The 21224-nt window shown below is 61.0% G+C and carries 22 protein-coding genes; 12 read left to right on the plus strand and 10 right to left on the minus strand.

Annotated features, from left to right (window positions below; all coding sequences use genetic code 11):
- Positions 1 to 184 precede the first annotated feature (184 nt).
- From AB6803_RS30530 to AB6803_RS30550, 5 genes are all read left to right on the plus strand, one after another.
- Positions 185 to 583, plus strand: coding sequence for a DUF2809 domain-containing protein (locus AB6803_RS30530; RefSeq protein ID WP_371112412.1), 399 nt, complete (start codon positions 185 to 187; stop codon positions 581 to 583).
- Between the two features lie 109 nt (positions 584 to 692).
- Complete coding sequence (locus AB6803_RS30535; protein ID WP_371112359.1) at positions 693 to 1169, plus strand: MarR family winged helix-turn-helix transcriptional regulator; 477 nt, start codon at positions 693 to 695, stop codon at positions 1167 to 1169.
- Entirely contained in the window at positions 1166 to 3238 is a 2073-nt protein-coding gene (locus AB6803_RS30540; RefSeq protein ID WP_371112360.1) for an FUSC family protein, read from the plus strand. Before AB6803_RS30535 ends, AB6803_RS30540 begins: the two co-directional genes overlap by 4 nt.
- 4 nt (positions 3239 to 3242) lie before the next feature.
- The gene (locus AB6803_RS30545) at positions 3243 to 3452 is read left to right on the plus strand and encodes a DUF1656 domain-containing protein (RefSeq protein WP_371112361.1); all 210 of its coding nucleotides are present in this window, start codon (positions 3243 to 3245) and stop codon (positions 3450 to 3452) included.
- Positions 3449 to 4345, plus strand: a complete 897-nt coding sequence (locus AB6803_RS30550; protein WP_371112362.1) for an efflux RND transporter periplasmic adaptor subunit — start codon at positions 3449 to 3451, stop codon at positions 4343 to 4345. Before AB6803_RS30545 ends, AB6803_RS30550 begins: the two co-directional genes overlap by 4 nt.
- Before the next feature lie 9 nt (positions 4346 to 4354).
- On the opposite strand, the gene msrQ is transcribed toward AB6803_RS30550, so the two are convergent.
- Together msrQ and msrP are read right to left on the minus strand one after the other, a co-directional pair.
- A complete protein-coding gene (msrQ, locus tag AB6803_RS30555; RefSeq protein ID WP_371112413.1) occupies positions 4355 to 5011 on the minus strand; it encodes a protein-methionine-sulfoxide reductase heme-binding subunit MsrQ in 657 nt (218 codons plus the stop codon).
- Entirely contained in the window at positions 5008 to 5958 is a 951-nt protein-coding gene (gene msrP, locus AB6803_RS30560; protein ID WP_371112363.1) for a protein-methionine-sulfoxide reductase catalytic subunit MsrP, read from the minus strand. The genes msrQ and msrP overlap by 4 nt, the downstream gene beginning before the upstream one ends.
- Positions 5959 to 6313: 355 nt before the next feature.
- Here msrP and ilvD point away from each other — a divergent pair, with 355 nt between their 5' ends.
- Positions 6314 to 8152, plus strand: coding sequence for a dihydroxy-acid dehydratase (ilvD, locus tag AB6803_RS30565; RefSeq protein ID WP_371112364.1), 1839 nt, complete (start codon positions 6314 to 6316; stop codon positions 8150 to 8152).
- 76 nt (positions 8153 to 8228) lie between these two features.
- Here ilvD and AB6803_RS30570 read toward each other — a convergent pair whose 3' ends face one another.
- The gene (locus AB6803_RS30570; RefSeq protein ID WP_371112365.1) at positions 8229 to 8585 is read right to left on the minus strand and encodes a lysozyme inhibitor LprI family protein; all 357 of its coding nucleotides are present in this window, start codon (positions 8583 to 8585) and stop codon (positions 8229 to 8231) included.
- A 175-nt stretch (positions 8586 to 8760) separates the two neighbouring features.
- Between AB6803_RS30570 and AB6803_RS30575 the strand changes: the two genes are divergently transcribed.
- Positions 8761 to 10164: a DegQ family serine endoprotease gene (locus AB6803_RS30575; protein ID WP_371112366.1), complete on the plus strand. Its 1404-nt coding sequence runs from the start codon at positions 8761 to 8763 to the stop codon at positions 10162 to 10164.
- On the plus strand, positions 10161 to 11477 hold the full coding sequence (locus AB6803_RS30580; RefSeq protein ID WP_371112367.1) for a replication-associated recombination protein A: 1317 nt from the start codon (positions 10161 to 10163) through the stop codon (positions 11475 to 11477). The genes AB6803_RS30575 and AB6803_RS30580 overlap by 4 nt, the downstream gene beginning before the upstream one ends.
- Before the next feature lie 27 nt (positions 11478 to 11504).
- Here the strand turns inward: AB6803_RS30580 and AB6803_RS30585 are convergent, their stop codons facing one another.
- The 6 genes from AB6803_RS30585 to AB6803_RS30610 form a co-directional block, all read right to left on the minus strand.
- On the minus strand, positions 11505 to 11819 hold the full coding sequence (locus AB6803_RS30585) for a DUF1883 domain-containing protein (RefSeq protein WP_371112368.1): 315 nt from the start codon (positions 11817 to 11819) through the stop codon (positions 11505 to 11507).
- 109 nt (positions 11820 to 11928) lie between these two features.
- Complete coding sequence (locus tag AB6803_RS30590; protein WP_371112369.1) at positions 11929 to 12198, minus strand: hypothetical protein; 270 nt, start codon at positions 12196 to 12198, stop codon at positions 11929 to 11931.
- 31 nt (positions 12199 to 12229) lie between these two features.
- Complete coding sequence (locus tag AB6803_RS30595) at positions 12230 to 12421, minus strand: hypothetical protein (RefSeq protein ID WP_371112370.1); 192 nt, start codon at positions 12419 to 12421, stop codon at positions 12230 to 12232.
- A gap of 142 nt (positions 12422 to 12563) precedes the next feature.
- A complete protein-coding gene (gene dapA, locus AB6803_RS30600; RefSeq protein ID WP_371112371.1) occupies positions 12564 to 13505 on the minus strand; it encodes a 4-hydroxy-tetrahydrodipicolinate synthase in 942 nt (313 codons plus the stop codon).
- Between the two features lie 14 nt (positions 13506 to 13519).
- Positions 13520 to 13747, minus strand: coding sequence for a hypothetical protein (locus AB6803_RS30605; RefSeq protein WP_371112372.1), 228 nt, complete (start codon positions 13745 to 13747; stop codon positions 13520 to 13522).
- Between the two features lie 299 nt (positions 13748 to 14046).
- The gene (locus tag AB6803_RS30610; protein WP_371112373.1) at positions 14047 to 15063 is read right to left on the minus strand and encodes a ketopantoate reductase family protein; all 1017 of its coding nucleotides are present in this window, start codon (positions 15061 to 15063) and stop codon (positions 14047 to 14049) included.
- A gap of 264 nt (positions 15064 to 15327) precedes the next feature.
- On the opposite strand from AB6803_RS30610, the gene AB6803_RS30615 reads away from it, so the two are divergent.
- The 4 genes from AB6803_RS30615 to AB6803_RS30630 are packed head-to-tail and all read left to right on the plus strand — an operon-like array spanning position 15328 to position 19565.
- Positions 15328 to 16776 carry a hypothetical protein gene (locus AB6803_RS30615; RefSeq protein ID WP_371112374.1) on the plus strand — a complete coding sequence of 483 codons (1449 nt, stop codon included), beginning with the start codon at positions 15328 to 15330 and terminating at the stop codon, positions 16774 to 16776.
- Positions 16754 to 17572 (plus strand): hypothetical protein, encoded by an 819-nt coding sequence (locus AB6803_RS30620; protein WP_371112375.1) that lies wholly within the window; start codon positions 16754 to 16756, stop codon positions 17570 to 17572. The genes AB6803_RS30615 and AB6803_RS30620 overlap by 23 nt, the downstream gene beginning before the upstream one ends.
- Entirely contained in the window at positions 17572 to 18552 is a 981-nt protein-coding gene (locus tag AB6803_RS30625; RefSeq protein ID WP_371112376.1) for a hypothetical protein, read from the plus strand. The genes AB6803_RS30620 and AB6803_RS30625 overlap by 1 nt, the downstream gene beginning before the upstream one ends.
- A complete protein-coding gene (locus AB6803_RS30630) occupies positions 18546 to 19565 on the plus strand; it encodes a hypothetical protein (RefSeq protein WP_371112377.1) in 1020 nt (339 codons plus the stop codon). The genes AB6803_RS30625 and AB6803_RS30630 overlap by 7 nt, the downstream gene beginning before the upstream one ends.
- Positions 19566 to 19600: 35 nt before the next feature.
- Here the strand turns inward: AB6803_RS30630 and AB6803_RS30635 are convergent, their stop codons facing one another.
- The gene (locus tag AB6803_RS30635) at positions 19601 to 21223 is read right to left on the minus strand and encodes an ABC-F family ATP-binding cassette domain-containing protein (RefSeq protein ID WP_371112378.1); all 1623 of its coding nucleotides are present in this window, start codon (positions 21221 to 21223) and stop codon (positions 19601 to 19603) included.
- Position 21224 lies beyond the last annotated feature (1 nt).

Genomic DNA, 21224 nt, shown 5'->3' on the forward strand with positions numbered 1-21224 from the left:
ATGCTGATGACAGGAAGAGCGTGGCGAAATTGCAGCTCAACATTGTATCGGCACGCGTGAATTTTCCGTATCCAGGGCCGTGCGGCGTGCTCTTGCTTTTCATGGGGATGGCGGGCTACCTGCGTCCGAGGCTAATGCCTGCTTTGCCAGTGAGGGACGACGTTTGGAAGTCCGGAAAAGAAGAGTGCTACTGCTTTCCGCTCTCGTCCTGACGATCGCCTGTGGTCTCATGCTCAGGCGATTCGGATACGAAGTGCATCTGCCTTTTACAGTCGTCAAATATGGCGGCTCGATCCTGTGGGGATCGATGGTTTATCTTCTGCTGGCGTCGATGCGGGTCACTGCGAAACCTGGAAGGATCGCCGGAGCCGCGGCATTGATTGCCATTTGCGTCGAATTTTTTGGGCTGGTTCATGCGCCATGGCTGGACGCCTTTCGATTGACGACGGCAGGCGCTCTATTGCTGGGGCGGGTGTTCTCCCTATGGAACATATTGGCCTATGTCGCAGGGATAGGCGCAGCTCTGGCGCTTGATGCCGCCCTTTCGGCGGTAAGGAGTGCTCGGCAGAATCCTGCCGGATAAAAATCCCCTTCAGTTCTCCTCCTTGATTGCATAGCTGCCCTTCCAATTTGGCGGGCTCATTTCATCCATATAGTTTGAATCCTAACTAATTTAATGCTAATAGATAGCCATGAAATCGTTCAACGCATTACAGCGCATCTTCACAGCCAACCTTCTGACGACCGGTCGCCAGTGGCGGCGGGTTGTTGATCTTGTCCTGAGTTCCCACGGGATCTCGGAGGCGTCCGCAGCACCTCTGTTGTGGATCGGCCGCCTCGGCGGCGGGGTGCGGCAGGTGGTGCTTGCGAACTACGTCGGCATTGAAGGGCCATCATTGGTGCGGTTGCTCGATCAGCTCGAAGGTCTTGGACTTGTCGTGCGCAAGGATGATCCGACGGATCGCCGGGCAAAAGGTCTGTGGTTGACCGCCGAAGGCGAGGCGCTCGCGGCCCGCATGGAGGAGACGCTTGACGAATTGCGGGGCCGGATCCTGGCCAATGTCGACAAGGCCGATATCGAAGCCGCGATCCGCGTGTTGCAGGCCTTCGAGGATTTCGAGGCGCCGAAGGCATCCGGAACCAATCAGCAGCGCGAGGAGGCATTATGACCCTTCCGTCCTGGCGTGACTGGCTGTTTTCCGCCAAGGCCTTTGTGGCCGCCATGCTCGCGCTGTTCGTCGCATTGTCTCTGGACCTTCCGCGCCCTTACTGGGCGATGGCGGCCGTATACGTCGTTGCCAATCCGCTTGCGGGGGCAACGAGCTCGAAAGCGCTCTATCGCGCGCTCGGCACGCTCCTGGGCGCCTCCGCCGCCGTATTTTTCGTTCCGATTTTCGTCAATGCGCCCATGCTTCTTTCCATCGTCATCGCGCTGTGGACAGGCACGCTGCTGTTCATATCGATGCTCGACCGGACTTCGCGCAGCTACGTCTTCATGCTGGCCGGCTACACGCTTCCCATGATCGCCCTGCCGACCGTCGGCGCTCCGGAAACGGTCTTTGACGTTGCGCTTGCCCGCTCGGAAGAAATCCTCATCGGCATTGCCTGCGCCAGTGTCGTCAGCGCCGTCTTTTTTCCGATCAGCGTGCGTTCGGTCCTTGGCCAGCGCATCACGACATGGCTCGACGATGCCGGCAGCTGGGCCGACGCGATCCTGCGCGGGGAGGGCGCGTCACCCGCCACGCCCTTGAAGCGGCAGAAACTCGCCTCCGATGTCACCGGGCTCGATCTCATCATCAGTCAGCTTGGCTATGATGCCGACAGCCGGGACATTGTCCGCCATTCCCGCGAGCTGCGCGGTCGTCTGCTGATGCTACTCCCGCTCTTCTCGTCGCTGGCCGATCGTCTGCATGCGTTGAAGGCGCGGGAAAAGGCATTGCCGCCGGAACTCCTCGCAGTCATGAACGAAGTGGCCGATTGGTTGAATAAGGGCGGCAAGAGCGAAGCCGATAAGACGGCTATCCTCCTCTCCGGAAAGATCGAGGCTTTGCAGAATGCCGATCCCGATCTGAACTGGGATGATCTCGTGCTGTCCAGCGCGCTCGCACGACTGAAGGAAATCGTCGATCTGTGGCAAGATTGCCTGACGCTGCGCAACGAGATCGTCGCCGGCAAACAAGGAGGCGTATGGCGCCCGGCCTTCCGCCACCGTGACGTTGTCGGACGCAGCCGGCACTATGACTATGCCTTGCTGGCTTTCTCCGCCGGATCGGTGGTCGTCGGCATCGTCGTCGCCTGCCTGCTCTGGATATTCACCGGATGGGAAGATGGGGCGGGCTTCGTAACCATGGCCGCCGTCGCCTGTTCCTTCTTTGCCGCGCTCGACCGCCCGGCGCCGTTCATCACCTCGATGTTCGTCTGGACCGCATTCAGCCTGGTGATTGCCTTCGTCTATATCTTCGGCGTATTGCCTGGTCTCAACAGCTACGAATTGCTCGTGCTGGCCTTCGCGCCACCCTTCCTGACGATCGGCCTGCTGATCCCGCGGCCGCAATCGAACATGCTCGCCATGCTGTTGATGGTGAACGGTGCCACCTTCATTGCGTTGCAGGATCGCTACACCGCCGATTTCACGACCTTCATCAACGGAGCGGTCGCGGCCCTTGCCGGCATAGGTTTTGCTCTGGTCTGGACACAGCTCACGCGGCCGTTCGGCTCGGAACTCGCCGCATCACGGTTGGTGAAGGCCGGCTGGAGCGATCTTGCCGAAACCGCCGCCGGTGCGCGGAGAGGCGATCATATGCGCCTGTCGGGCCGCATCCTCGATCGCCTCGGCCAACTCGTTCCCCGCCTTGCCGCTGTCGAAGACCGCGAGCTGAAAAAGGTCGACGGCTATGCCGACGTTCGCCTGGGCTTCAACGTGCTGATGCTCCAGAAGGAGCGTCCGCAGCTGAGTACCACCGGCGCCTCGTCGGTCGGCACGGTTCTTTCCGGCGTCGCGGATTTTTATCGCACGCGGGTAAAGGCCGGGCAGGCCATCGATCCATCGGATGGATTGCGCCAGTCGATCGACAACAGCCTGGAGGCCATCGCGCTTCGGGATGGGTCTGCGGGTCGTCCTAGCCTCGATGCCCTGGTCGGCCTGCGCCGGGCGCTCTTTCCCCATGCGGAGCCGCCGGCAAGCTGGCAGCCGCCCATGTCGGACACATCCTCACTCCTTTCCATTGCCGCCGAGTAATATCATGCCCGCAGAATTCGATCTTTATGGCGTCTATATCCCACGCCTCCTCGTCCTGATGCTCGTGACGCTGCTTGCCGTCATTCCCCTTCGGCGCCTTCTCGCACGGGTCGGGGCCTACGCCCTAGTCTGGCATCGCGGTCTCTTCGATCTCGCGCTCTACGTCCTGCTGCTTGGCGCCATCTCCTCACTCTCCCGTTGGTACTTCACATGAACACGTTCAAAATGATCGGCCGCCTTTTCGTTACTCTTGTCTTTGTCGTCGGAGCTGTCTTCGTCGGTCGCGAACTCTGGGGGCATTACATGGATGAGCCGTGGACGCGCGATGCGCGCCTGCGCGCCGATGTCGTCGGCATCGCGCCGGATGTCGCTGGCCTCGTCAGCGACGTGCTGGTCAAGGACAACCAGACCGTCAACAAGGGCGATGTCCTCTTCCGCGTCGACCGGGAGCGTTTCGCCATTGCGCTGGCGCAGGCCGACGCCGCGCTTGAAAGCAGCAAGGCCGCGCTCGATCAGGCCCATCGTGAAAACCAGCGGCAGTCGCGTCTCGGCGACGCAGGTTCCCTGCAGCAGAAAGAACAGGCACTGACCGCCGAACAGCAGGCCGATGCATCCTTCCGCCAGGCGCAAGCCAGTCGCGATCTCGCCCAGCTCAATCTCGATCGCTCCGAGGTTCGCGCCACCGTCAACGGCAGGATCTCTAACCTCAGCCTGCGTCCGGGCGACTACGTGACAGCCGGCAGCGCCGAAGTGGCGCTGATCGACAGCGATTCCCTGCGCGTCGAGGGCTATTTCGAGGAAACGAAGTTACCGCGCATCCATGTCGGCGACGAGGTCTCCATCCACCTGATGGGCCAGACCGAAAAGCTGACCGGCCATGTCGAGAGCATCGCCAACGGCATAGAGGATCGCGAACGCACCTCCGGCAGCATGCTCGCCAACATCACGCCCACCTTCAGCTGGGTTCGCTTGGCGCAGCGCGTGCCGGTTCGCATTGCGCTTGATAAGGTTCCCGACGGCACCAAGCTAATCGCCGGCCTGACGGCGACCGTCGAGATCTCCGACGGCCAGCAGAAGCAGGCTTCGCTCGGCACAACGGTCGAATAGTCCCTTGCGTCACGCAGCCTTTGATCGGGCAGAGGCGGATGGTTTCCGTGCCGCCCTGCGCCGCTCCATCATGATCGGCCGATACGACCGGTAGAGGATCATGGCGACCAGTAGGCCGATATAGATAAATTGCTCCAGCGACAGGACCTTGGTCGACAGCGCGAAATGCAACGCGCCGCAGGCGGCGATGATATAGACCAGCCGGTGCAGCCAGATCCATTTCTTGCCGAGGCGCTTGATCGAGAAACTATTCGAGGTCACGGCCAGCACCAGCAGCATCACCAGCCCGGCCATGCCGAACATGATGAATGGCCGCTTCAGCACATCGTCGATCACCGCTCCGACATCGAGCGCCTGATCGAGGATCATGTAAACAGCCAGATGCATCAGCGCGTAGTAAAAACAGAGCAGGCCGAGCGCGCGGCGATAGCGCAGATAGTTCCAGCCGAACAGATCGCGCGCCGGGGTGACGGCGAGTGTCAGCAGCAGGAAGCGGATCGCCCAAAGCCCGAGGAACAGCTCAAAGGTCTTTACCGCATCGGCGCCGAGCTGATCGGTGGCGCCGAGATAGAATTCCCACGCGGCCGGTATCAGGCCGACGACATAGAGCGCCCAGACGGAAGCGGGCTGCCAGCGCTTGGGCAGGGCAAGAGAGACAGCCATCAGAAATTCGCCCTCAGATCCATGCCGGCATAGAGGCTTGCGACCTGGTCGGCATAACCGTTGAAGGGCAGGGTGGGGTGGCGATTGGAGCCGAAGAAGCCACCTTCGCCGATGCGCCGCTCGGTTGCCTGGCTCCAGCGCGGATGATCGACCGCCGGGTTGACGTTGGCGTAGAAGCCATATTCCTGGCTGTTGGCCACCTGCCATGTGTTCATCGGCTGCTTGTCGGTGAGCGTGATACGCACGATCGACTTGATGCCCTTGAAGCCATATTTCCAGGGTACGACGAGCCGGATCGGCGCACCGTTCTGGTTCGGCAGCGTCTCGCCATAGAGCCCGACGGCGAGCAACGTTAGCGGATTGCGCGCTTCATCGAGCCGCAAGCCCTCGACATAGGGCCAGTCCAGGGATTGGAGGAGGCCTGACTGCCCCGGCATTTCCGATGGCCGCACGACCGTCTCGAAGGCGACGAACTTGGCGCTGCCGAGCGGCTCTACCTTGTCGAGCAGGGCCGAGAGCTGGAAACCGTCCCAAGGAATAACCATCGACCAGGCTTCGACGCAGCGCATGCGGTAGACACGCTCTTCCGGTGGGAATTCCTTGATCAGCGCATCGATGTCGAAAGTGCCGGGCTTGTTGACCATGCCGTCGACCTTGACGGTCCACGGGCGCGGCTTGAAGTTGCCGGAAAGCTTCGCTGGGTCGGCCTTGTCGAGGCCGAATTCGTAGAAATTATTGTATGTGGTGACGTCCTTGATCGGCGTCAGCTTCTCGTCGACCGTATAGTTGCTCTTCGTTGCGCTCAGCGGATCCGCCAGTGCACTCTTGCCGCCGGCGATGGCCAAGCCGGCTCCAGCTGCCGCCGCCGTCAGGAACTCCCGGCGCCTGAGATAGATCGAGCGCGGTGTGATCTCGGAGGAGGTGATCTTTGGCGGGCGATAGGAAGGCATGCTATAGTCCTTTCAGCGATCGTAGAGATGATACGACCTCTACGTACGGGACGCACGATTTGTTACGGTCTTACGCCTGTATTTCTTTCGAACGGAAACCAATTTTTTGTGTCTGTCCGTGATCGAAGAAACGGCTTGCTCGCGTGTTCACGTCATTTGGCTGATGAATACGCCCGACAAACGGCCTGAGGCGGCGTTTGCCCTTACGGCGTACCGGATTCGGCCGAGTTGATAGTGACAGTCCGGTGCGATTGGATTAGGACAATTCCAAAAAGCAGGAATGTCGGCGCTCCCTTTGGCGCAAAGCCAGGGCCGGCCGGCGCCTCACAATTTCCGAGACGACGAGGAATACACCATGCCAGCTTATCGTTCCAGAACCACGACTCACGGCCGCAACATGGCGGGCGCGCGCGGCCTTTGGCGCGCGACGGGTATGAAGGACGGCGATTTCGGCAAGCCCATCATTGCGGTGGTCAACTCCTTCACCCAGTTCGTGCCCGGCCATGTTCACCTGAAGGATCTCGGCCAGCTCGTCGCGCGTGAAATCGAAGCTGCCGGCGGTGTTGCCAAGGAATTCAACACCATCGCCGTCGATGACGGTATCGCCATGGGCCATGACGGCATGCTATATTCGCTGCCCTCGCGCGAGCTGATCGCCGACAGCGTCGAATACATGGTCAATGCCCATTGCGCCGACGCGATGGTCTGCATCTCCAACTGCGACAAGATCACCCCCGGCATGCTGATGGCGTCGCTGCGCCTCAATATTCCCACGGTCTTCGTATCCGGCGGCCCGATGGAAGCCGGCAAGGTCGTCATGCATGGCAAGAAGGTCGCGCTCGATCTGGTCGACGCCATGGTTGCTGCTGCCGATGACAAGATCAGCGACGAGGACGTCGCCACCATCGAGCGTTCGGCCTGTCCGACCTGTGGTTCCTGTTCCGGCATGTTTACCGCCAATTCGATGAACTGCCTGACGGAAGCGCTCGGCCTGTCGTTGCCCGGCAACGGCTCGACTCTCGCCACCCATTCGGACCGCAAGGAACTCTTCCTTGAGGCTGGTCGCCGTGTCGTCGCTCTCGCGAAGCGTTATTACGAGCAGGACGATGTCACGGCGCTGCCGCGGACAATCGCCAGCAAGGGTGCGTTCGAGAATGCCATGGCGCTCGACATCGCCATGGGCGGCTCGACCAATACCGTTCTGCATATCCTCGCGGCAGCGCATGAGGGTGAAATCGATTTCACCATGGATGACATCGATCGCCTGTCTCGGCGTGTTCCCTGCCTTTCCAAGGTGGCACCGGCCAAGGCAGACGTTCACATGGAAGACGTGCATCGCGCCGGCGGCATCATGGCGATCCTCGGCGAACTGAACCGTGCCGGGCTGTTGAATGCCGATTTGCCGACCGTCCACGCCCCAACGCTGGGCGAGGCACTGGCGCAATGGGATATTGCGGTGACCGACAACAAGGCGGCTCTGGAGCTCTTCAGCGCGGCCCCTGGCGGTGTCCCAACGCAGGTTGCCTTCAGCCAGAGCGCGCGCTGGGAAGAGCTTGATCTCGATCGTGAAAAGGGCGTCATCCGCGATGCCCAGCATCCATTCTCCAAGGATGGCGGTCTCGCCGTCTTGAAGGGCAATTTGGCGCTCGACGGCTGCATCGTGAAGACGGCCGGCGTCGATGAATCGATCCTGAAGTTCTCCGGTCCTGCCAAGGTCTTCGAAAGCCAGGATTCGGCCGTAAAGGGCATCCTCAGCAACCAGGTCGTGGCCGGCGACGTCGTCGTCATCCGCTACGAAGGTCCGAAGGGCGGCCCCGGCATGCAGGAAATGCTCTATCCGACCAGCTATCTGAAGTCGAAAGGCCTCGGCAAGGCTTGCGCACTGATTACCGACGGCCGCTTCTCCGGCGGCACTTCGGGCCTCTCCATCGGCCACGCCTCACCCGAAGCGGCCAATGGCGGCACGATTGGCCTGGTGCGCGAAGGCGACATGATCGACATCGATATCCCGAATCGCACGATCAGCCTGCGCGTCGATGAGACCGAACTCGCCGCCCGCCGCGAAGCCCAGAACGCCAAGGGCTGGTTCCCGGCCGAAAAGCGCAAGCGCAATGTCACCACGGCGCTGAAGGCCTATGCGGCCTTTGCGACCAGCGCGGACCGCGGCGCCGTCAGGGATCTGGGCGGGAAGTAATAGCCGACCATCTAAAGCAAGCGCAAAACCCCTGATTACAAATCAGGGGTTTTGTCTTTGGGGCGCGATTTTACTTTTAGATCGGCCGATTGATTCTCTTATACGTCTCATCCAGCTCCTTCATCCGCTCCTGATAGGATGACGTCAAACATCCGACATCCGCGCCGCAGGCCTGCCGCTTCTTCAACCAGGCGGACTGCTCATCCTGCAGCGTGCCACGCGAACCCATGGCGAGCAGGCCGGAGAGCAGGTCGAAGGTCGTCACCATCTTCACGTCGGCATCGTTGAGCGCCCTCACATCGCAGATCGTCTTCTCGTCCGGCTGCAGATTCTGCGCGTCGCAATTGAAGCTCGCGGCGCGGGATGTGCCAGTCGTGGCGAGGGTGCCGAGGAGGGTGATGAGGAAGGCCGCTGCCAGGCTGTTTGATCGCATAAGGTTACTCCATTTGCCTATTTCGGAAGTGAAATGCGCAATCACACAGTTTCGTTCATTCCACCTGTTTTTTATGAGCGCGCACGACCATCTATGCTTCATGCTTCCGCCCTCTTTTCTTTCTAGCATCGGGCGCTACAACGTTGTTTCAAGAGCATTAAAAAAGGAAAATTCCATGCAGGTCCTGCTGAAGCGCACTGCCGTTTCGATGATTGCCCTCATCATGGCGATGCCGCTTTCCGCCGCGGCGCAGACTGCGAAGTCGGTGCCGCAGAACCAGATGCAAATGCAGCTGTCGTTCGCGCCGCTGGTGAAGCAGACGGCCGGCGCCGTGGTCAACGTCTATGCCGAGCGGGTGGTACAGCGGCAGTCGCCGTTTGCCGGCGATCCCTTCTTCGAGCAGTTCTTTGGCCAACGCATGCCCAATCGCACCGAGAAGCAATCGTCGCTGGGCTCCGGCGTCATCGTCGAAGCAAACGGCACCGTTATCACCAATAATCACGTTGTCGATGGCGCCGATGATATCAAGATCGCGCTGTCGGACGGCCGCGAATTTCCTTGCAAGGTCATCCTGAAAGATGACCGCGTCGATCTCGCCGTGCTGAAGATCCAGTCGAAGAACGAGACCTTCCCGATCCTGCCGCTCGGCAATTCCGATGGCGTTGAAGTCGGCGATCTCGTCCTGGCGATCGGCAACCCCTTCGGTGTCGGCCAGACGGTGACGAGCGGTATCGTCTCGGCGCTCGCCCGCAACCAGGTGAAGAACGAGGTCGGCTTCTTCATCCAGACCGACGCCTCGATCAATCCCGGCAATTCCGGCGGTGCGCTTGCGAACATGAACGGCGAGCTGATCGGTCTCAACACGGCGATCTTCTCGCAGGGCGGCGGCTCCAACGGTATCGGCTTTGCCATTCCCGCCAATCTGGTCAAGGTTTTCCTCGCTGCCGCTGATCGTGGCGACAAGACTTTCGACCGGCCCTATATCGGCGCCTCCTTTGAACCGGTGACCTCGGACGTTGCCGAAGCACTCGGCCTCGACAAGGTGCGTGGTGCGCTGGTGACCAAGGTGATTGACGGTGGGCCGGCGGCGAAGGCCGGTCTGAAGCCGGGCGAAGTCGTCACTGCCCTCAACAATATCCCGGTCGAGCATCCGGACGCATTGGGCTACCGTCTGACGACGGCCGGCCTCGGCGCCACCGTGACCTTGACGGTTCTGGATGGCGGCAAGGAACATCAGGCCAGCATGACGCTGGCCGCCGCACCGGAAACCACGCCACGCGAGGAAAAGCTCATTGAGGGCAACAATCCCTTCGCGGGCGTGACGGTTGCCAATCTCTCGCCGCGTGTCGCCGATGAGCTGCACCTGGCGCCGGATACGGCCGGTGTCGTGGTCGAGAGCCTGAAGGCAAATTCGCCGGCCGATCGCGTTGGTTTCGCGCCGAAGGATATCATTATTTCCGTCAACGGCGTCGCCATCACCACGACCGACGTGTTACAGCAGGCCGTTAGCGGCAATCCAAGCTTCTGGCGCGTCGAGATCGAACGCGACGGCCAGCGCATACGGCAATTCTTCCGATGAGTGATGACCTGTTTGCACCGAAGATACCGGAGGGGGTCGCCAGCAAGCGGCCTCTTGCCGATCGTCTGCGGCCGCAAACTCTGGCTGATGTCACCGGTCAGTCACACCTGACCGGTGAGGATGGCGCGTTGCGGCGGATGATCGAGTCCGGCTCGCTCGGCTCGATGATCTTCTGGGGGCCGCCCGGCACCGGCAAGACGACGGTGGCGCGGCTGCTGTCGGGCGAGGCGGGTCTGGCTTTCGAGCAGATCTCGGCAATCTTCTCCGGCGTCGCGGATCTCAAGAAGGTGTTTGAGACCGCGCGCCTGCGCCGCATGGATGGCCGCCAGACGCTGTTGTTCGTCGACGAGATCCATCGCTTCAACCGCGCCCAGCAGGATAGCTTCCTGCCCGTCATGGAGGACGGAACCGTTATTCTGGTCGGCGCCACGACCGAGAACCCGTCCTTCGAACTCAACGCCGCTCTTCTGTCCCGCGCCCGCGTCCTGACGTTTCGCTCGCACGACGAGGAAAGTCTGGCGGAGTTGCTGAGCCGCGCCGAAAAGACGGAAGGCAAGCCGCTGCCGCTGACCGAGGATGCCCGCGCCAGCCTGATCCGCATGGCGGATGGCGACGGCCGCTCCGTGCTGACGCTGGCGGAAGAAGTCTGGCGCGGCGCCCGCAAGGATGAGCTTTTCGATCCGGACGCGCTGGTGAAGATCGTGCAGCGCCGTGCGCCGGTCTACGACAAGGCGCAGGATGGCCATTACAATCTGATATCGGCGCTGCATAAGTCCGTGCGCGGCTCCGATCCCGATGCGGCGCTTTACTATCTCGCCCGCATGTTCGATGCCGGTGAAGATCCGCTTTATCTCGGACGACGGCTGGTGCGGATGGCGGTGGAGGATATCGGGCTTGCCGATCCGCAGGCGCTGGTGATCTGCAACGCCGCCAAGGACTCCTATGATTATCTGGGCTCACCGGAGGGAGAGTTGGCGCTGGCGCAAGCCTGCGTCTATCTCGCCACCGCCCCGAAATCGAATGCCCTCTACACGGCCTTCAAGGCTGCGACGCAGGCGGCCAAGGAAAATGGTTCGCTGCTGCCACCCAAACAGATCCTCAATGCGCCGACGAAGCTGATGCGTACCGAGGGCTATGGCGACGGCTATCGCTACGATCATGACGAGCCCGATGCCTTTTCAGGCCAGAACTATTTTCCGGAAAAGATGGGTCGCCAGACCTTCTACGATCCGCCGGAGCGCGGCTTCGAGCGCGAGATTCGCAAGCGGCTGGACTGGTGGGCGAAGCTGCGCAAGGAGCGCGGCGAACGGTAGAGCAGACTGTCGCCTGTTGGTGACCGTCTATGATGCAGTCTTTTGCATGCGCGGCGCGGGCGTCTTGTCGATCATCTTGACGCTAGATTCCGCTAGGCCGTTATGACCTTCCATGTCGACAACCAGATGCCAATGGCCGGTTTCGGGAATGGTCAGGCGGATCGGTGATTTTTTGGCAACGCCGCCGAGGAACTGGTGCTTCAGGGTTTCCGTAAAGCGCTCGAAATTCGAACCGTTCATCAGCCGGACATTGGCGATGGCCGACAGCGTGATCTCGATCACGATTCCGGCACGCTGCTCCTTGAGATCGTAATGGCTATAACGGAAGGCAGGCTTCGACATTGCGCTTTCACTCTGATGGCACCCGGCCGCTATTTTACCCAAGCGTGGGTTAAAGAAGCGTTGGGCCGGGTGCGCGAGGCGCTCGAAGAGTATCTCGAACTATCCCGTCTTAATGCAGGTTAGAGAAGGGTATGACGAGGCCGTTGAGATCGAGAAACGAGCCTTCCGGCGCGCGGCAGATATCGGCCGGATTATGGTTGCATTCTTCCGCCGCGAAATGCAGCGCTGCCGCTTCATTGGCGAACAGGCCGCCGACGAGGCCCTGCCGGTCCTGGACGATCCAGGCGCCGCACCGGTCGCGGCCGACGGTAAAGCGGGCTGGTGCCGGGGAAGCGGCCATATGAGCCGTGCGGCGCTGGATATGCTGTGCGTTTGCCATGGTTTTCTCTCGTAAATTCGCTTGGATAGGCTCAGTTGACAGCCCAGTGCATCAGCACCTGGACGACGCCGGCGGCGAGAACGACGAGGGCAAGCCGCGGCGCGATGGCGAGAAGGCCGTCTTGCAGTGCATGCGGACGGGCCGGGCGCATGGCCCTGGCAGCAGTCCGAGGGCGTTGAAGCGGATCGGCGGCACCGCCGTATTCCATGTAGCGTGACATCATAGTTCCTTTCCAAGTGTCACCGGCGCTGCTGTCGATCCTGATCGACGCGAGCGCCACATAACCAAATCTATGAGCAATGCGGTATGATTTCCATTTGGCAGGAAAGACTAAAATATAAAAATCTCATAGGGATAGAGCGCTTTTATAAACCCAGCCGGAATGCCAGCGGCGCGGGAGCGCGGTGATCGCAATCCAGTCGAAGCGAAGCAATAGCCGTCTGGATTGCTGCATCCGTCTCCGCCTCGACGCCGGTTAGCGGTAGGCGCACATCGGGGTTCATGCCCTTCATCAAGGCCAGGGCATGTTTCACCGTCGCCGGTTCGCTTTCGCGTGCCAGTGCTTTGAACAACAGCCGCAGCCGGTCATCGATCGACCGCGCCGCCGCCAGATGGTCACATCCGGCCGACATCTGCATCGAATGGAAAAGCCGCGGCACGATATTGGCGGCGCTGGAAAACGTCCCGCGTCCACCGGCAAGGGTGAAGGCGAGCGCCGTCGCATCCTTTGTCGAATAAAGCCCGGTCCCGTCCGGCAGCAACGGCCGCCAGGCGCCGATACGTGTGACATCGCCGCTGCCGTCGGCAATGCCGATGACGGAGGGGATTTCCGCCAGCCGCGCGACCGTCGTCGGCGTCAGATCGACGGCGGTATGGGAGGGAAGGTTATGGATGATCAGCGGCAGGTCGGTGCTTTCCGCCAGCCGCTCGAAGTGATGGATAATGCCCTTCTGGGTCGGCTTGGAATAGTAAGGAAGAGTGACGAAGGCGGCGTCGGCGCCAAGCTTTTCAGCTTGCAACGTCTCCTTGATGGTCGTTGCCGTATCGTTGGTGCCCGTGGCGACGATGACGGGAACTCGTCCCTCCGCCAGTTCGACGCAGACCTCTATGATCCGCGCCCGCTCGGCTTCGTCCAGCACCGGGCCTTCGCCGGTCAGCGAACAGGCGAGCAGCCCGTCGATGCCGCTCAGCAATTGCCACTCCACATGCGCCATCAGCCCGACACTGTCGAGCGCGCCGTCGCGAAACGGCGTTAGGAGCGCGGTGATCGCGCCGCCAATGCGCCTTTGCAAGGCTGTTTTCGTCATGATCCCGTGGCCGCTTAGAGGTAATGCAGCACGATGAAGAACTCGAGGGCGCCTAGCAGCAGCCCGAAGGCAAACATCGCATAGAAGGTGCGCTTCTCGCGGACCTGCCGGTTACGGAGCCGGCGTTTCGGCTGGACCTTACCGGCAGGGACGGAGGCGGCAATGCGATGGTGTCTCTTGTCGCTGTCGTGGACAAGGAAGCGGATGGACTCGGTCAGGTTGGGTGAATGTGTGTCAAGCATGGTGTCTACCTCTGCATTCGACCCGGATGGTAACGCCGGGCGGCATAGGAAATCCATTCGCGGCGAGAGGCGAAGAAATAAGTGGGATATAAAGATGCGGGTGGTGGGAAGTGAGGTTGATCTCGCTGGCCAGCCCTCGTGGTTCGAGGCCTTGCCGCCATCGCTACGCTACGGCGTCACAACGCCTCACCATGACGACTGGAATTAGCTTGCGCGGATAACAAGGATCAGCCTCACGCTCAGGTGGAAGCCCTGAACTTGTCGAAGGGTGACCCTCGAAGCGCGAGGGCGGGTGATGGTTACTCCGCCGCCAGCAAGTTCTGCCGGTCCAATTGCGTCACCAGCGCCAGGATCGTCGCCGAGGTTGGCGTCGCCACGCCTGTTAGCTTGCCAAGCGAAACGACCGCACCGACGAGGGGCGTGATTTCCAGCGCCTTGCCGGCGAGCAGATCCTGCAGCATGGAGGTGCGCACCGGGCCGATGCGGCGAGAGCGTTCCAGGCGCTCCTCGATGGAGATTGCCAGGCGTGATCCAAGGGCTTCCGCCACGGACTTCACCTCGTTCATCACCTGGCCCACCATGGCCGCTAGAGCGGGGTCGGCCATGATTTCCGACATCCGCGCCTTGGTCAGCGCGCTGATCGGATTGAAGGCGGCGTTGCCCATCAGTTTGCTCCAGATCTCGTCGCGGATGCGCGGCGAGATCGAAACGTTGATACCTGCCTGCGTCAGCAGGGCTGCAATCGCTTCGATGTCGCCCGACGTCTCGCCGGAGGGCTCGCCGAGAACGAAATAGCCGTTGTTGCTAAGCTCGATTTCGCCGGGATTGATGACCTCGGCGCCCTGATAGGCGACACAGCCGATGATGCGTTCAGGTCCGATCAACCGCCAGAGATCGCCGTTCGGATCGAGCTCCTCCATCTGGCGCTCGGCATGGCCGCTTTGTCGGTCCCGGTGAAAATACCACCAGGGTATGCCATTCAGGATCATCACGACACGCGTGCCGGGGTGCAGCAGTTTGGCGATGCCGGGCACCGCGGCGGCGAGCTGGTGGCCCTTAAGTCCCGTGATCACCAGGTCCTGCGGCGGCAACTCCGCAGCATCGTCGGTCGCCGTCACTTGTGCGACGAGCGGGCTATCCGCCCCGGCCTCCCAGAGACGGATGCCCTGCGTACGAATGCCATCCAGATGCGCGCCACGCGCAACGACGGAAATGCGTGCCTGTTCCCCAAGCCCTAAAGCCAGTTTCGCCGCAAATGCTCCGCCAAGTGCGCCGGCGCCGTAGATACAGATATTCTTGAGGGAAGGGGGTGTCATGGCCTTGATCTCCGGCTCTGTCGTGATTGGAGCAAATTAGGCGATCTTGATGATTTGGCGAGCTGTTTATTGAGACAGGTGACAAAAATCGGGGACTTTGCCGCCAGCCACAGGAGCTTCTGGTGTGGCATTGTCTTTTCGGGCTATTCTTTACCACAATCCCATTTTAACCTCGCGGATACTGCTCTGGACCAGGGACAACCGGTGCGGTATCGGTCTATCACTCGTCCTTCTAAAGTTGATGGTTTCGCCTGGGGAAGATCATTGCGTTTCGAAGCCTTAAACCGCCTCTGGGAGACCGTTCGGGAGACCAGCCATGATTTTCGGGCCTCGACCGATGTGTTTCCCGTCGTCGATATCGAGAAGCTGAGCACCACGCTCAGCCTGAAGGAGAAGGGTGCGGCTGCCGGCGGGCTCAACCGGCCGGGGTCGGGCGCGCAATCCCTCGACGAGACCGAACAGAATGTAATCGCCTGGGTCGAGGCGGAGAAGAAGAGCTCGTATCAGGTCCTCGAGGACCAGTTCCAGACCTTCGACAGCCGTCTGCGCAATCTCGATTTCGAAGGGCAGTTCGGCCTGATCCGGCAGGCGAATGCGTCGAGCATTTCGGATTTCAAGGCGGAGGTTGCGAGTGGGGTCGATGAGCTGCATGGTCTGCGCCGCAAACTGAAGACCGCCGAGGATGAAATGGTGGATTTCAAATCCCGGCACAGACTGCAGCGTGCAGCGAAGATCTCCGGCAAGGCTGCCTGGGGTTTCAAGATAGCGCTGATCGTCTTCCTCATCCTCGTCGAAATGGTGATGAACGGCAGTTTCCTGGCTAAGGGAAGCGAGCAGGGTGTCGTCGGCGGCGTGACGGAGGCCGCGGCCTTCGCCTTCCTGAACATCGGCGCGGCATTGATGTTTTCCTTCTTCTGCGTTCGTTTCCTCGTGCACAGGTCGTTTTTTCTGAAGCTGCTCGGCTTGCTCGGTCTGGTGGCCTATGTCGTGGTGGCACTGGCAATCAACATCGCTTTGGCGCATTATCGCGAAGTGTCGGCAACCATTCTCTCCGGCGCCGGCGTAGAGGTGATGCAGCGGCTGAAGACGGCGCCGCTTGGCCTGCAGGAGCTGAATTCCTGGATGCTGTTTGCCGTCGGCCTGATGTTTTCGCTCTTCGCCTTTATCGACGGCTGCTATCTCACCGATCCCTATCCGGGCTTTGCCGGCGTGCAGAAGCGCCTCGATGCGGCGAGAAGCAGCTATATCGACCGCAAGCTCGATTTGATCGATGATCTCAGGGAGATCCGCGACGAGCACAACAGCAAGATCGAGGCGATCATTCGCGATCTCAGCATGCGCCGTCAGGAGACCGCCGCGATCGTCGCCCACCGCGCCCGAACGGCCGGTCTCTTCGCCGAACATCAAAATCATCTCGAGCGTACCGCCAACACGCTTCTGACCGTCTATCGCGAGGCCAATAGAGGTGCGCGCACGGAGCCGGAACCGGCCTATTTCGCTTCCCGCTACCAGCTCGAGCGGTTGGTGCCGGTGCTGCACAGCAATGAGGAATGGGATGACAAGCTGCTTGGCGAACGCATCCAGAGTGCGCAGGCCGAATTGAGCGAACAGATCAAGCGGATCGGCGACGAATTCGAGAGCGCCATCGAGAAGTATCACAAGCTCGACAATCTTTTCCCGGAGAGCACCATTGGCGCGACGCAAGCGGCGTAGCCGGGGCGGCAGCTCGGCGGGTCTGATCATCGCGACGGTTTGCCTTGCCGTCCTGTCGCTCGGCATCGTCGGTGCCTATGGCTGGCTGCGCTACAAGGCGAATGCCAATGTCGCGGTCGATCAGGCATCGCTTTGCCCGGTGGACGGACCGAAGTCGGAAACGGCAATCCTGCTCGACGTCACCGATCCGATCTCGGACACGACGGCGCTCGATCTGCGCAACCAGTTCCAGAAGATCATCGCCGATGTGCCTGTCGGCGGCGCGATCGACATCTACGCGCTGACGGCGAAGGAGGGCGAGCTCATCCAGACCTTCCACGGCTGCAATCCCGGAAGCGGCGCCAACGTCGATGAATGGACCAGCAATCCGCGGCTGGCGCAAGCGCGCTGGGAAAAGGGGTTCCAGAAGCCGCTTGCCGATATCGCCGGCAAGCTGAGCGTCGGTGAGGCGGGCAAGCTATCGCCGATCATGGCCGCGATCCAGAAGATCAATCTGGAGGTCTTCGCGAGCGCGGTCCCCGGCACGCCGAAGCATCTCTACATCGCCTCCGACATGCTGGAGCACACCGACGCCTTCTCGAACTATCGCGACGGCGCCTCCTACCAGAAATTCCTGACGAGCCCGGCACACGACAAGTATCGGACGTCACTGGATGGTGTCATGATCAGGATCCTCGCCTTTCAAAGGCCGAATACGAAGTTCGGCATGGAGGATCTTGCGAATTTCTGGGCGCAGTGGATCAAGAACAATAATGGCTATTTCGACGGCTTCGTCCGATTGGAGGGGATACGCTGATGGCCGATGGTGAGGCAAGATTTGCCATGCGCGACTACGGGCCGATGGTCCTCTTCGCCTCCACCACCATCGGCGGCATGATCTTCATCTGGACCTCGAAGCTTTTGGACTGGCCGCTGCCTGTCGTCACCGGCGTGCCGCTGCTGCTGATGGCGATCTATTTCGTGGCGTCGCTGGCCTTCGCGGGGTTCCGCCTCCACAACGAGCAGACGGGCGACAATCTTTATTACATGGGCTTCCTATTCACCCTGTCGAGCCTTGGCGTCTCGCTCTATCTCTTCGCTGGCGAGACCTCGATCGAGACGATCGTCCGCAATTTCGGCATCGCCGTCACCTCGACCATCGCCGGCGTGACGCTGCGCATTCTCTTCAACCAGATGCGGCGCGATCCGATCGATATCGAGCGCAGTACCCGCCATGAGCTGGCCGAGATGACGCGGCGTGTGCGTACGGAGCTTGATGCTTCCTCGCGTGAGTTTTCCCACTATCGGCGCGTCAGCCAGCAAATGTTGTCGGAGGGGTTCGAGGAGATTGCGCATCAGGCCGAGCGCAACGGCGAGGAAATCCAGAAGATCCTCGAGGTCCTGGCGAAACAAGCGGTCAAGCCGATCAACGAAGCTGCGGCGCAACTGACGGAAACCACATCGCAGCTTTCCGAGATCATCGGCAAATTCGGCACCGCCGTCGAAACCGTCGGGAAGAAGCTCGAGGATATCCGCGCGCCGGAAGACGTGGTCCGGGCCGAGCTTGCTCCGGCGATTGCCGCCATCAAGGACTTGGCCGAGGCACAGCTGCAGCCGCTGCGGAACATCGAACAGACGCTGAACCGGATCGCGGATCTGCCGGGACGACCACTATCGCCTGAACTTAAATTGGTTGATCCACATCCGCAGAGATCATCCGGTGCCGAGGTTCCGCTGGTGCATGAGGATGCGCTCGTCGAGAGGGCGGGGCGCAAACGCCGGTGGCATCTATGGTGACACGCGCCACGGACACTAGGCCGAAGCTGGAACACAAGGGCTATAATCGCGGCCTGATCCTCGGCTTGACCATGGCTGAATCCATGCTGCTCCTGGTCTTTTGCCTGCTGCTGGTTGCGGCGGCGATGATTTCGCAGGAGAGGAGCCATCGCTATGAAGCCGAGCGTAAGCTGAAGGAGGCGGAGCAACAGCTTGTTCTTCTGGAGCAGAAACGGTCCGAGCAAAGTTGGCTTATCGTGCAACTCCAAAGGCAGCTCAAATCCGGCGACCTTTCGCCGGCGGACCAGGCAAAGCTGGAGAAGGAATGGCGCGAGCTGGTGCTGGCGCGCGAGACCCTTGATAGTCTCAACAAGGAGGGGACGACATCGCAGGATCTGCGCGAGCTTGCCAAGATTGCCGAGGTGCTGAAACAGCATAATGTCGATCTTGCCGAAGCGCCCGATGCGGTCGACAAACTTCTGGCCGGCGGCCTTGGGGGAAGCGCCCCGCATGAGTGGCCGCCGATTATCAATCTCGACGATGTCAGGACGAATTACTTCCAGTCGGGCAGCACCGAATTGACCAAGAATTTCGTGCAGCTGCTCGACACCACGGTCGCCAATGAGATCGCCGACAATCTCAGCGTCTATGAGGCCAACATTGTCGAGGTGATCGGCCATACGGACGAACAGCCTGTCTCGCGGAGGATCTCCAATCTCGACGACACGTTGATCGGCGCCATGGATGGCAGGCTGCCGATATCGGCCGTCGAGCCGGCCGACAATGCCGGGCTGGGTCTGGCCCGCGCCATCGCCGTCGCCAATGTTCTGAAAGCCAATCCCAAGCTGAAGAACGCCACGATCCTGCCGATGTCGGCCGCTCAGCTGATCCTGCCCGGCGATACGATCTCGGCGGGGCAGGCGGGTGCCGTCGAAACCCGCCGCCGCATCGAAATCCGCGTCCGTGGCAGAACGACGCCTGTCGCGGTGGTCGACGGGTCAACGCCTCTCCCCGCCAGCGTCAGCACACACTAAGCAACCTTCGCCGCGACACTCTCGGCTCTTATGCCTCAGCCATGCAGGCCGGGCGCCTCATGGCCGGTGCGTGCCACATATTCTGTATAGCCGCCGCCATATTGATGGACACCTTCGGGCGTCAGCTCCAGCACGCGGTTGGAGAGCGCCGCGAGGAAATGCCGGTCATGCGAGACGAACAGCATGGTGCCCTCATATTGCGACAGCGCCTTGATGAGCATTTCCTTGGTGTCGAGGTCCAGATGGTTCGTCGGCTCGTCAAGCACGAGGAGATTCGGCGGGTTGAAGAGCATGATCGCCATGACCAGCCGCGCCTTCTCGCCGCCCGACAAGACGCGACACTTCTTCTCGACATCGTCGCCCGAGAACCCGAAGCATCCGGCGAGCGCGCGCAGCGACCCTTGGCCTGCTTGCGGGAAGTCGTGTTCGAGCTGCTGGAATACGGTGCGTTCGCCGTCGAGCAGATCCATGGCGTGCTGGGCGAAATAACCCATCTTGACGCTGGCGCCGAGCGCGACGCTGCCTTCGTCTGGTGTCGTCGAGCCCGCAACCAGCTTCAGCAGGGTGGACTTGCCGGCACCGTTGATGCCCATGATGCACCAGCGCTCCTTGCGCCGCACCATGAAGTCCAGCCCTTCATAGATGACCCGGCTGCCGTATTTCTTGTGGACGTTCTTCAGGTTGACCACGTCTTCGCCGGAGCGCGGCGCCGGCTGGAATTCGAAGGCGACCGTCTGGCGGCGCTTCGGTGGCTCCACCCGATCGATCTTTTCGAGCTTCTTGACGCGGCTCTGTACCTGCGAAGCGTGCGAGGCACGCGCCTTGAAGCGCTCGATGAACTTGATTTCCTTGGCGAGCATCGCCTGCTGACGCTCGAATTGCGCCTGCTGCTGCTTCTCGTTCTGCGCCCGCTGCTGTTCGTAGAACTCGTAGTCGCCCGAATAGCTGTTCAGCGAACCGCCATCGATCTCGATGATCTTGGTGACGATGCGGTTCATGAACTCGCGGTCGTGCGAGGTCATCAGCAATGCGCCTTCATAACCCTTCAGGAATTCTTCGAGCCAGATGAGGCTTTCGAGATCCAGATGGTTGCTCGGCTCGTCGAGCAGCATGACATCGGGGCGCATGAGGAGAATGCGGGCGAGCGCCACGCGCATCTTCCAGCCGCCCGACAGCGCGCCGACATCGCCATCCATCATTTCCTCTGTGAAGCTCAGGCCCGCCAGGACCTCGCGGGCGCGGCCTTCCAGAGCATAGCCGTCCAATTCCTCGTAGCGCGCCTGCACTTCGCCGTAGCGCTCTATAATCTTGTCCATGTTGTCGGCCTGATCGGGATCGACCATGGCGGCCTCAAGATCGCGCAGTTCGGCGGCAACGATGCTGACCGGACCTGCGCCCTCCATCACCTCGGAGACGGCGCTGCGGCCCTCCATCTCTCCGACATCCTGGTTGAAGTAGCCGATGGTGACGCCCTTGTCGGCGGAGACTTGCCCTTCGTCGGGCAGCTCCTGTCCGGTGATCATCCGGAACAGCGTCGTCTTGCCGGCCCCGTTGGGGCCGACCAATCCGACGCTCTCGCCCCTGTTAAGCGCCGCGGACGCCTCGATAAAGAGGATACGGTGGCTGTTCTGCTTGCTGATATTTTCGATACGGATCATA

Origin of the sequence: Rhizobium sp. RCC_161_2 (genome assembly GCF_041355235.1) — a bacterium.
Classification (GTDB): domain Bacteria; phylum Pseudomonadota; class Alphaproteobacteria; order Rhizobiales; family Rhizobiaceae; genus Rhizobium.